This is a genomic window from Proteobacteria bacterium CG1_02_64_396 (genome assembly GCA_001872725.1).
GTDB lineage: Bacteria > Pseudomonadota > MNWR01 > CG1-02-64-396 > CG1-02-64-396 > CG1-02-64-396.
The window spans coordinates 17,916-29,359 of the sequence record MNWR01000041.1 but is presented as its reverse complement, the minus strand read 5'-3'; the positions used below and the strand labels follow the sequence as shown (position 1 = coordinate 29,359).

Sequence of the window (11,444 nt, the reverse complement as noted above, 5' to 3'; positions counted from 1 at the left end):
TCAATCAGCGCTTGTCTAGGAGTCTGTCGGGCTTGAGCGTCCGTAGCGAGCCGAGTGGGGAATCGAGGCCAAATTTTCACGGTTTTGAGGATCATAGTGGTGTCTATGTGACGAAAAACCGGGGAAATTTGGACCGATTACCCGCCGGCGCACGACTGCATGGATGCAGGAGGTAGAGCAATGCAGGAGCAATTGCCGAGTAGGACGATCTCAAGTCCGACAGACTCCTAGACATGCCTTGATGTTGCCCCATGGGTGACCGCGATCAACCCGACCTTCCGATGGCGCCCACCCCACCCTCCAGCGCAAAATGTCTCCCCTCTCGGCGCTTCGATCCCCCTCTTCAGGGCCAGCGCCAATCCTCATTCTTCGTCAATTTGGGCAGGTATCGCGTGGATGTAAGCGTGGGCGCACAGGATCGCATCGAGCGGATCCTCGACGATCTCGTGGCACAGGGTTGGTGCGCCCTGGAGGGGCTGTTTCCCCCCGAGGCGGTGGCGGCGATGGCGGGCGAGGTGCGCAGCCTGTGGCAGCGCGATGCCTTCCATCGGGCCGGGGTGGGGCAGGGGGAGGGGTTGACGGTGGTGGACGAGATCCGCCGCGACCATGTGCTGTGGATCGACGAGACCGACCCCACCTCCAAGCAGCGCCCCTACCTGGAATTTCTGGAGGGGCTGCGCCTGGCCCTGAATCTCGAGCTGTTTCTGGGGCTGTGGGATTACGAGGGACATTATGCCCTCTACCCCCCCGGCGGCTTTTACAAGCGCCACAATGACCGCTTCGCTGGGACCGCCGAGCGGGTGTTGACCTGCATCCTCTACCTCAATCCCGACTGGCAGCCGGGGGATGGGGGGGAGCTACGGGTCTTCCTGCCCGCCGAGGTGGGGGAGCAAACCCTCGATTTACCGCCGCACGGCGGCACCTTCTTCTGTTTTTTGACCGAGCGTTTCGAACACGAGGTGCTGCCCACCGCCAAAGAACGGATCGCCCTGACCGGCTGGTTCCGACGGCGCGACCCCAACCAGATCGACGCGGTGCCGTTGGAGGGGGTGGGGTAAAGAAAATCAAAAAATTGTAGGAGCGCAGCCCCCGGCGCGATTGCCTAGCTGCTGTCCGTCGAAGGGGGCGACGTTGGTGAAACAGCGCAAGGCGAAAGGCGGTTCTCGCGAAAGCCGCGAAGGCGCGAAGAAAATCAAGAAAACCTCGGTTTAATCGCGCCGCCCTTCGCGGACGACCGCCGTGACCCTCGTCGTCCTCACCTTGACACCCCCCTCCTGGGACTTAGTTCTTGGGCATCAACCCACGACCTCAAACCCAGGAGCCCCCTATGTTCGTTCTTCGCACCCCCGTTTCCCCCCGTCGTGTCTACCGTCCCCAGGCCGAGCACGCTTGGTCCCCCGCCGTCGACGTGCGTGAGGAGGAGGAGCGGTTTGTCATTGCCGCCGATGTGCCCGGTGTCGATTCGTCCAGCCTTGACATCACCCTGCACGAGGGGGTGTTGACCCTTAAGGGGGAGAAAAAGCGGGTGGAGGTGGATGGGGCGCTGCTCATCGGTGAGCGCCGCTCCGGGGTTTTCAGCCGCAGCTTCAACCTGCCCGAAAGCGTCGACGGGGAGGCGATCAGTGCCCGCTGCCGCGACGGGGTGCTTGAGGTCGTCATCCCCAAGCGGGCCAAACCGCAGCCCCGCACCATCGAGATTCATTAAGGAAACGCTGATGAAAGGCTCCTGCCTTGAATCAGCACGCTTCGCAAAAAACGTGTTTTTTGCTTCGCTTTCAAAATCAGTCACTTACGTTCCTTATTTTGGCGGCCCATCCCTGGGCCGCTCGGAAGCGCGCAATAAATCAGCGCCTCCTTAAGGGATTTAGAGGCGTCGTTGCGGGACGGGAATCCAACGGAAACCCGAGTCGTGCCCATGGGGGTGTTTTTCCCGGAGGTGGATTCCGGGTTCGCCTCCGGCGCCCCGGAATGACGCTTGTGATGGGGGTGCGTCGCCTCTCGTAGGTTTTTGCCGCGATGAACGAAAACCTCACGGCGGGGGCGCCGCTCCTACGGTGAACCCCGACCGTTCGATGCAGTGGTAGGAGGTCCGTTGTTTCGCTCATCCCGAGCTTGTCGCGGGGAGGCTTCCTGAAATTTGTGGGAGCGCCGTCTCGGCGCGATTATTCAGCCCGAGGGCGCATCCTCCCGCTGCGCGAAAGGCGCTGGGATCATCGCGCCGAGACGGCGCTCCCACAAAAGAGGTGCTTCCACAAAGCCGCCGCTTCCACCTTCCCATGCACAAAAAAGGCGCCCTCGGGCGCCTTTTTTCATGCTCGAACCGTCAACGAGAACGACCCCACCATCACCCGATCCCGCCCCTGCCGCTTGGCCTCGTACAGGGCGCCGTCGGCCCGGTCGAGCAACTGGGCGCAGTCGGGGTGACCTTTGTGGATGGCGACCCCGATGCTCACGGTCAGCGCGACCTCGCCGCCGGTGAAGGGGATCGCTTGCTGGTGTACCGACGCACGCAGATTTTCGGCGATTGCTCCTCGTCGGCGTCGCCCAAAATCACCAAGAACTCCTCCCCCCCGTAGTGTTCGGCCCAACCGCAGGAAGGCGCTCCGTCGCCGCGGTCGTCACCCCCCGCTTTGCTCCTCTTCCCCCCCGCCGATGAAGCGGTCGGCGGCGGGGACCACCACCAACGCCAACGTGGCGCTGATCGCCAGCCCCCCCAGCAGCACCGCCCCCAACCCTTGATAAAGTTCAGACCCGGCGCCGCCGCGCACCACCATGGGGAGCAAGCCCCCGACGGTGGTCAGGGTCGACATGACGATGGGGCGCACCCGGCTCACCGCCCCCTCGACGATGGCGTCGACCCGGTTCATCCCCTCGTTCGCCACCAAATGCCGCCCCTGATGCACGATCAAAATCGCGTTGTTGACCACGATCCCCACCAGGATGACAAAGCCCAACATCGTCAAGGTGTCGAACCCAGCGGTGGGGACGATGCTGTGCAGCAACCAGTAACCGGCCAGACCCCCGAAGAAGGCGGTGGGGACCACCGCCATCACCGCCAGCGCCGGTTTCCAGGCCTCGAACAACGCCGCCATCAGCAAAAAGGTGAGCAATACCGCCAGACCGACCTGGAAGGTCATCATCCCGGTCGCCTTGGTCAGGTCGTCGACCGTGCCCCGCGAAGTGGCAACGATTCCCTGCTCGGCAAAACCGGTTTTGAGCGGCGCGATGGCCGCCTCCACCTGTTCGACGGCATCGCTCATCGCCAGGGTTTCGGGGGGGGTGATGCGGATGGTCACCGCCCGCTCGCGGTCCTCCCGGTCGATCTCGTTGGGGGCGTTGGTTTCGCTGATCGCCGCCACATCTTGCAGCAGCACGATCCCGCCGCCGTCCAGGGCAATCGGGAGCAGCGGCAGGTCGTCCAGGGAGTCGAGTTGCTCGCCGGGGCCGGCCAGCATCAGGTCGATCGCCTTACCGTGGCGCAAAAAGTCGCCGATCACCGCCTCGTCGGCGAAGACATCGACGGTGCGGGCCACCACGTCGGGGGGCAGGCCGAGTTGCAGGCAGCGCTCCAAGTCGGGGACCACCTGCCACTGCGGCTGTCCCAGGGTCAGCCCCGGCATGGGGCGCATCGGCAGGTCGGGCAGCGCCCCTTTCAATGTCATGAAAGTCTGGAAGATCGCCGGCATCAGGGTTTCGTAGTTCGGGCCGGTCAGGCGCAGGTCGATGGAGCGCCCGGTGCCGATGGAGCGCCCGAAGAGGCTGGCCTTCTGCACGATGCCGAAGAGCCCGGGGATCTGCCCGATGCTCTTTTGCATCACCGCGACCAGATCGTCGATCTTCTCGCCGTCGGCGGCCCGCGCCCCCATGAAGACCGCCTGCCCTCGCGCCACAAAAAAGAAGCTGGTGATCGCAGGCTCCACGGGGTTGTTTTGATCCCAATGGGGGCCGAGATCCGCTTCGATGTTTTTGCCGATTTGGGTCAGGGTTTCTAGGCTCATTCCCGGCGGGGGGATGAGCACACCGAAGGCGAGGTTGCGGTTGCCGGTCGGCAAGTATTCGGCCGGGGGCAGCAGCGCTTGAGCCCCCCCCAAGGTCGCCGCGATGATGCTCAGTGCCACCATTGCGGCCCGTTTGCGGGTCGCCACCACCCAGCGCAAAAAGCGGCGCATGGGGCGAGTGAGCAGAGGCAACACCTCGCTGCCGCTAGCGCCGGGACGCAGCCAGCGGCGCGAGGCGGTCGGGATGACCGAGCTGGCCACCAACATCGACAGGGTCACGGCTGCGATCACCGCCACCGCGATGTCGCGGAAGAGCTGGCCGATGGTCTCCTGGCTGACCAAGAGCGGAATCAACACCACCACTGTGGTGGCGGTCGAGATGAAGATCGCCCCCATCACCTCTTTGATCCCCTGGCTGGCCGCTTGCAGTGGGGTTTTGCCTTGGCGCAGCAAGCGGTCGATGTTCTCTTGCACCACGATGGCGGCGTCGACCAGCATGCCGATGGCGAAGGTCATCCCGGCCAGCGAGATGACGTTGACCGAGCGCCCCGTCAGCGCCATGAAGGCAAAGGCGCCGATCACCGAGATCGGAATCGCCACCCCGACGATGGCGGTGGCCCGCAGGTTGCGCAAAAAGAGCAGAAGGATGACGACCGCCAGACCGCCCCCCATCACCAGGTTTTGCGCCACCTGATCGAGCGAGGCATGAATGTAGATTGTGGCGTCGTAGACCTGGAGCAGGTTGGCCCCGGCCCGTCCGACGGGGCCGGTGTTCAGATCGTCAATCGCCTTGTAGATCTGATCCATGATCTCCAGGGTGTTGGTCCCGGCTTGGCGCACCACGTTGACGGCGATGGAGGGGGCCCCCTTCTGCCGCACCATGACGTCGAAGCGCTTGGGCTCCATGGCGATGGTCGCCACATCCTTGAGCCGCACGGCGTGCAGGTCCGAGCCGATCAGCACCACCTCCCCCAACGCCTGGGGATCGGGCTGCTCCCCCACCACCCGAATCAAGACATGGCGGCGGTCTTCGTCGACCGATCCGGCCGAGACGGTGCGAAACGAGGTTTGCACCGCCCGCTGGACCTGATCGACCCGCAAGCCCAACCGGGCGAGTTTGTCGGGATCGAGGTGGATCACCACCTGCTCTTCGGGGGCGCCGAAGACGTTGACCGCCGCCACCCCCGAGATCCGTTCCAGCCGGGGTCGGATGACGTCCTCGGCCAGATCGCCGAACGCGGCGATGGGGGTGTCGACCCCCTCCTTGCGGCTGAGGATGATCCAGGCGATGGGTTGATCGTCCGATCCCGCTGTGCTCAGCGAGGGGCGGTCGGCATCCTGGGGCCAATCTTTCAGGCGAGTCAGTCGGTTGCTCACCCGCACCAGGGTGCCGTCCAGGTCGGTGCCGGGTGCCAGCTCCAGCTTCAAACGCCCCAGGTTTTCGAAGCATTGGGCCGAGAGCGACTCGACCCCTTCGGTTCCGGCCAGCAGATCTTCGAGGGGGACGATGAGCTCGCGCTCCACCTCTTCAGGGGAGGCGCCACCCCAGCGGGCCTCGACGGTAATCGCCCCCGATTCGATCTCGGGGATGAGCTGCACCGGGATGATTTGCAACGACAGAGCGCCGACCAGAATGGTCAGCAGGGCCATGACGGTGACGGTGACCCCCCGTTTGAGCAGGGCGTCGATCACTTGGCACCCTCCTCTTGGATCGCCACCGCCGCGCCGGGACGCAGCCGCTCCTTACCCTGCACCACCACCCGGCTGCCGGGGGGCAAGTCGGTGAGGATCAGATCGCCCTCCAGCGCCCCGACCGGCTTGAGCGGCAGAGGGCGCACCGTGTTGTCGGGGTTGAGCACCCAGGCGATCTGCCCCTGGGGCGAATAAACGATGGCGTCGCGGCTCAGGCGGGCGGCGTCGATGGAGACCCCCTCCTTTTTCCAGGTCACGGTGGCCGCTTGCCCCCCGACCAGCAGGTGCGATTCCAGGGTATTGGGGGGCAGGTAGAGGCGCAGGGTCGCCAGCCGCAGGCGGCGATCCCCCTCGCGCAGCACGCTGGGCAGCCCGGTCACCTCATACGCGGGGACCGAAACCTCGGTGCCGGCGGGGGGGAGCTCGGAGAAGGGGATCTGGAATTCCACCGACCAACCGCCGTCGGGGATCAAGGTGACCACCGCCTGTCCGGTCTGCATCCAAGCGCCCGGCCCTTCGTTGATGGCGACCACCTGTCCCGCTACCGGGGCGGTCAGGCGGCTGGCGGCAAGGTCGTCCTGGGCCTGCTCCAGCGCCGCCTGCAACTGCTCCACCAGCGCCTTGGCCCGGTCGAGGCGGCTTTGCGCCCGCTTGAGCTCCAGCTCCGAGGCGTGTTTGCCCGCCGCCAACTGGGTGGTCTGCTTGAGTTCGGCCTCGGCCAGGTCGCGATCAGCCTCGGCGTCGACCACCTTGGCGGCGGCGGTGCGCATCGCCCGCTCCAGGGGCGCGCGGCGCAGCGTGGCCAAGGTCGTCCCTTGCCCTACCCGGTCGCCGATCTGCACCGTCACCTCTGCGATTTGTCCCACCACCCGAAAACCAAGGTGCAGGGGGTTGGGGGCGGTCACCACTGCGTCGCGGTTCGCCTCGGGCTGCCAGGCAATCGGTTCGGCTACCGCCACGATCACCGGGGTAGGTGGGGGGGCGGCGGGGGTATCGGCGGCTTGGGCGAGGGGGGCGAGTAGGATGGGGGCGAGCAGCAGGACGATCCGACGCATGAGACGGCTCCAGAATGTGGTGCGAAGGGCGTTGGCGAAACGTTGAATAAAACCCAGAGAACATGGCCAGGCGATGGCGGTTTCATGTTCAACCCGTATTCTTGCACCCCTTGCGGGAAGCAACCTTGTCTTTTTACCTGTTTTGACCCCCAAAGGTGGAGCGTTCATGCGTCGGTTTTGGCTGGCTCTGTTGTTCGTCGGCAGCACCCTTGTCCCCCTGCAAGCCGCCGAGCTCCCCCCTGGCGCCCGCTGCCCGGTCTGCGGCATGAAGGCGGCCATTGACCCCTCGTTTACCGCGGTTTTGACCGTGGCGGGCAAGCCCATCGGCTTCGACGGCCCCCGCGACATGCTGACCTACCTCTTCGATCCGGCCACCTTCGGCGGCGACCGCCAGGCCGGTTTGGGGACGATCACCCTGCTCGACTATTACGACGAAACCCCCTTCGACGGCCGCACCGCCTATTTCGTGGTCGGTTCCGACGTCGCCGGTCCCATGGGGCCCGAGTTCATCCCGTTCAACGCGCAAGATGCCGCCGAAGAATTCCGCCACGACCACGGCGGGACCGTCGTCCCCTTCGCCCAGGTCACCCCCGGTCTGGTCCGCTCCATCGCCACCGGGCATGGGATGCCGGGGATGGAGCACGGGCATCACGACCACTGAGTGAGGGGGCTTCCCCTGATGGTTTGAGGTGGGATGGGGCGCCTACATCGGCCTGAGGACGGGCCTCCCACCCCAGGAACAAGCGATGGGGTTTGTGGTAGGAGCGGCGCCCCCGCCGCGATTGAAGGGGCAGAGTTTTCCCCAAATGAGGGCCTTGCTCGCAGCCACGGAAGCGCCGGAGGGAATCATGGCCAAGAAAACATCGGGCTGGGGGGTCGCTACCATAACCCTGGGGTTGGTGGGGGCGGGCGTCGCCATGGGGGCGATGGTGCAGTCGATGCAACCGGCGCGCGATACCGTTGCCGCTCACCTCATGGAGGTCGATGTTTCGGGGCTCAAGCCGGGGGAATGGTTGCGGGTGGCTTGGGGAAAACCCGAGGTCGATGTGTTCGTCGTTCGGCGCACCCCCGAGCAAGTCCGGTGGCTACACGACTACCACCCCGAAGAACCTTGGTACGCAGTCGACCGTCCCGACCAAGTCCATGCCATGCAGTTGCAGGAGGCGTTTCGGTCGGTCAATCCCGAATACTTGGTGGCCGCCGTTATGAAACAAAGGGATGAAGCCCTTCTGCTCGAATACAGTGGCTCTTCCATGCATTGCGAGGATTTTCGCTATACCCCGGATCGCCTGCCTGCGGGCAAACACATGGAATTTCCCGGTGGTTTTTATTGCGCCAAGTGGTGGGGTAGGGTTATCCAGGGTCCCACCGAGAACCCATGGGTGTACGATCCGGCTGGGCGTCCACTGTCGCTGTGGTTGAGTTGGCTTCTCGTTCCCCCCTATACCTGGGAGGGTAATCGCGTCGTGTTGGGTCAGATTGGTGGCTCGGCGAGGGGCATGTTTTATTAATCTGGGTTCCGTCGCTTTTTTTCTGCTCCTCAAGGTCGCCCGATGACGCAGTGCCGCAATCAGAAAACCCTCCATCCATGACCCGCTGGCTCTGGTTGACCCCCATCCCCCTGGCCCTGCTGCTGATCCCCCTCGGCTGGCTGGGTGCGGGCGGTTTCGATCCCGCCGCCGACCGCTTCGTCGCGCAGGTGACCGGGGGGATTCTGCCGACGTTGGCGACCTCGGCCACCTACCTGCGCGATCCTGCGCTGGCCACCCCCGCCGCCCCCTTCAGCGATCTACCCGGCGGCCCCGATCACTTCCCCGCCGCCGGTTGGATCGCCCCCGCGCCGCTCCCCTTGGCCCATCAAATACAGGAGTCCCCATGAAGGGTTCGATGCTGCTCTTCATGGCGGTGACCGAGCTGGCCCGCCGCCCCCTGCGCCACCTGGCGGTGCTGCTGGCCGCTACCTTCGTCGTCTTTTGGGCCGGCTCCATCTTGCTGACCACCGACGCCCTGATCGCCGAGGGGGATCGGGTCGTCGCCACCGCCCCCGATCTGCGCGTCGAGCGGATCATCGCCGGGCGCCACGCCGATCTGACCAGCGCTGAGGTCGCCGCCCTAGGCAAATACCGGGGGGTGCGGCGGGTTCAAGGGCGGGTTTGGGGCTACTACTTCGACGCCCCCACCGGGGTAAACCTGACCCTCATGGGGATCCTCCCCGGCGCACAGCCCCCCGAGGGGGTGCTGGAGGGGCGGATGCCGCAGCGAGTGGGGGAGGCGGTATTGGGGGCGGGGGTCGCCCAGGCGAGGTTCCTCAATGTGGGGCGCAGCTTTTCGCTGCTGCGTCCCGACGGCGAGCTCGAAATGCTCACCGTGGTCGGCATCCTCAAAGCCGGGTCGCAGATGCTCTCCTCCGATTTGATCCTCGCCCCCCCCGAGACGGTGCGGGCGGTGTTTCAATGGTCGGGCGACCGCTTCACCGACGCCGCCCTGACCATTGCCCACCCCGAGCGCGAAGGGGCGGTGCTGGCCCGCAAGATCGTCGACGACCACCCCGCCTATCGGGTGGTGGGGCGCAGCGATTTGTCGCGCACACTGGTCGCCTCGTATCGCACCCGCTCCGGCTTGATGCTCGCCACCGCCATCGGGCTTTTGGCCGCCTTTGCCCTGCTGGCCTGGGACCGCATGAGCGCGGTGACCGGGCGGGAACGGGCGCGGATCGGGCTGCTCAAGGCGGTGGGCTGGAGCACCCGGCAGGTGGTGGCGCTTGAGCTTTTGCAAGCGGCGGCGGTGGGGGTAGGGGGATTTGTGCTGGGGTTGGCGCTGGCGTGGGTCCACGTCTTTGCCCTGCACGGCGCCTGGGTGATGCCGCTGCTCGGCGGTTGGTCGGTGCTCCTCCCCCCCTTCGATTTACCCCCCGCCATGCCCTGGGATGTGGTGTTGCCGGTGGCGGCGCTGACGTTGCTGCCCTATCTGGCCGCCAGTGTCGTGCCCGCTTGGCGGGCGGCGAGTCACGATCCGATCGCGGGGTTGAATCGATGAGTGCGACCCTCTACCGCTTCGAACAGGTCGACTTCGCCTATCCCGGCGGCGATCCGGTCCTGCGCGACGTGAACTGGCGCATCGGCACCGGGGCGACCCTGATTACCGGCCCCAGCGGGGCGGGTAAATCGACCTTGCTTGCCATGCTGGCCGCCATCAGCCGCCCCACGGCAGGCAGGCTCTGGTTCGGCGACGACGAGATTGGCCGCTGGCCCGAGGCGTTGCGCGACCGGCTGCGTGGCGGCGGCGTCGGACTGGTCTTCCAACATGCCCACCTGATCCCTGAAATGAGCGTGACCGACAACCTCATCCTCGCCCTGGCCCCCATCGGACTCGGCATCGCAGCCGCCCGGCGCCGGGCGGTCGAGCTGCTGGGCCACTTCCACCTTGAAGCGCTGGCCCCCCGCGCCGCCAAGACCCTCTCGGGGGGGCAGGCGCAAAGGGTGGCGATCCTGCGCGCGCTGGCCCCCAGCCCCAAGGTGATTTTGCTCGACGAACCCTCGGCCCACCTCGACGACCGCTCCATTGAGCAGCTTGGGGCGATGCTCGAACAGATCCACGCCGAGGGGGTTTCGATGGTCCTCTCCAGTCACGATCCCCGCCTGACCGCACTGTCCATCATCGGTCAGCGCTGGCATCTGAGCGGCGGGCAGCTTCAGCCGGGGGGGCGAAGCTAGTGCTGCTCGACGGCGGCGTGTTGGCCCTGCTGCTCGGGTGGGGGGTGACGACCTTGGCGTTGCTGCGGGCGGTGGCGGCGGTGCTGCCGGTGCTGCTGGGGCGCTTCGACCCCGACGACGCCTCGCCCCAGCAGATCGAACGGGAGCGGGGGCTCGACCTGACCGCCTCCATCGTTGCCCTGGCTGCGGTGGCCGGTTTGGGGCTGGCGGCGATCACCCTCGGGGTGTTGGCGGGGCTGCACAAGGTGATCTCGGGGGCGATGTGCCTGGAGGGGGCGCTCGACGCGACCCCCTACGGCTGGCCGCTGTTCTGGGTCGACCTGGCCTTTACCCTATTGGCCGTCATGTGGCTCTCGCTCGACCGGGTGGTGCGGGAACGGCCCGGATTCCCCCTGGTGCGCGGGCTTGCCTGGGGAACGGTGGCTTTAACCGCTTTGGCAGTATCGGCGGTGGTCGTGGGGGGGCTGCACTTTGCCGGCATCACCCCCGACGTCATCACCACCTGCTGCTCGGCATCCTTCGGCAGCGTGGGGGGGCAGGGGGAGTCGCTGTGGTGGATGGCCCCGTGGGCGCCCCGCTGGGGGGTGACCCTGGCCGCCCTGACAACGCTGTTGCTGGCCGGACCGCGCAGCGCGGTGGGGGCGGTGGTGGTGGTGCCGCTATGGGCGATCTCGGCTTTAGGGGGGGTGGTCGGCGACTTCACCCCCCTGTACTACGGCACCCCGGCCCACCATTGCCCCTTCGATGTGTTGGTCGAGGGGCGAGGTTGGTGGGGCTGGCCACTGTGGATCAGTTGGTGGGCGGTGGTGCTGGCGACCGCTTACCAGGGGGTGCGCAGCTGGGGGTTGTGGCGGCTGGGGGAGGGGGCTGGCTGGAGCCGTTCTGGGCGCTGGTTGGTGCTCGGATTGCTCGGCCTGTTTCACTTGATTGCTTTACATCCCTGGTTTACTTGAACCCTTGCGGGAGAGGTGGGCCCAAGCATCCCC

General features: G+C 66.1%; 11 protein-coding genes. 9 read left to right on the top strand and 2 right to left on the bottom strand.

Features of this window, described 5'->3' with window-relative positions; translation table 11 throughout:
- The first annotated feature begins 392 nt into the window (after window positions 1-392).
- The 3 genes from AUJ55_05250 to AUJ55_05240 all read left to right on the top strand — a co-directional run bounded on the left by AUJ55_05250 (window position 393) and on the right by AUJ55_05240 (window position 2,576).
- Window positions 393-1,058 carry a hypothetical protein gene (locus AUJ55_05250; GenBank protein ID OIO58441.1) on the top strand — a complete coding sequence of 222 codons (666 nt, stop codon included), beginning with the start codon at window positions 393-395 and terminating at the stop codon, window positions 1,056-1,058.
- A 269-nt stretch (window positions 1,059-1,327) separates the two neighbouring features.
- Window positions 1,328-1,705 (top strand): hypothetical protein, encoded by a 378-nt coding sequence (locus AUJ55_05245; protein OIO58438.1) that lies wholly within the window; start codon window positions 1,328-1,330, stop codon window positions 1,703-1,705.
- 571 nt (window positions 1,706-2,276) lie between these two features.
- A complete protein-coding gene (locus AUJ55_05240; GenBank protein ID OIO58437.1) occupies window positions 2,277-2,576 on the top strand; it encodes a hypothetical protein in 300 nt (99 codons plus the stop codon).
- A gap of 42 nt (window positions 2,577-2,618) precedes the next feature.
- Here AUJ55_05240 and AUJ55_05235 read toward each other — a convergent pair whose 3' ends face one another.
- A complete protein-coding gene (locus tag AUJ55_05235; protein ID OIO58436.1) occupies window positions 2,619-5,690 on the bottom strand; it encodes a hypothetical protein in 3,072 nt (1,023 codons plus the stop codon).
- Window positions 5,687-6,745 carry a hypothetical protein gene (locus tag AUJ55_05230; protein ID OIO58435.1) on the bottom strand — a complete coding sequence of 353 codons (1,059 nt, stop codon included), beginning with the start codon at window positions 6,743-6,745 and terminating at the stop codon, window positions 5,687-5,689. Before AUJ55_05230 ends, AUJ55_05235 begins: the two co-directional genes overlap by 4 nt.
- 265 nt (window positions 6,746-7,010) lie before the next feature.
- Here AUJ55_05230 and AUJ55_05225 point away from each other — a divergent pair, with 265 nt between their 5' ends.
- The 6 genes from AUJ55_05225 (at window position 7,011) to AUJ55_05200 (ending at window position 11,411) form a co-directional block, all read left to right on the top strand.
- Window positions 7,011-7,406: a hypothetical protein gene (locus AUJ55_05225; protein OIO58440.1), complete on the top strand. Its 396-nt coding sequence runs from the start codon at window positions 7,011-7,013 to the stop codon at window positions 7,404-7,406.
- Between the two features lie 187 nt (window positions 7,407-7,593).
- Complete coding sequence (locus AUJ55_05220) at window positions 7,594-8,256, top strand: hypothetical protein (protein OIO58434.1); 663 nt, start codon at window positions 7,594-7,596, stop codon at window positions 8,254-8,256.
- A 77-nt stretch (window positions 8,257-8,333) separates the two neighbouring features.
- The gene (locus AUJ55_05215) at window positions 8,334-8,624 is read left to right on the top strand and encodes a hypothetical protein (GenBank protein OIO58433.1); all 291 of its coding nucleotides are present in this window, start codon (window positions 8,334-8,336) and stop codon (window positions 8,622-8,624) included.
- Window positions 8,621-9,781, top strand: a complete 1,161-nt coding sequence (locus tag AUJ55_05210; protein ID OIO58432.1) for a hypothetical protein — start codon at window positions 8,621-8,623, stop codon at window positions 9,779-9,781. Before AUJ55_05215 ends, AUJ55_05210 begins: the two co-directional genes overlap by 4 nt.
- On the top strand, window positions 9,778-10,458 hold the full coding sequence (locus AUJ55_05205) for a hypothetical protein (GenBank protein ID OIO58431.1): 681 nt from the start codon (window positions 9,778-9,780) through the stop codon (window positions 10,456-10,458). The genes AUJ55_05210 and AUJ55_05205 overlap by 4 nt, the downstream gene beginning before the upstream one ends.
- Entirely contained in the window at window positions 10,458-11,411 is a 954-nt protein-coding gene (locus tag AUJ55_05200) for a hypothetical protein (GenBank protein ID OIO58430.1), read from the top strand. The genes AUJ55_05205 and AUJ55_05200 overlap by 1 nt, the downstream gene beginning before the upstream one ends.
- The last annotated feature ends 33 nt before the right edge of the window (window positions 11,412-11,444 follow it).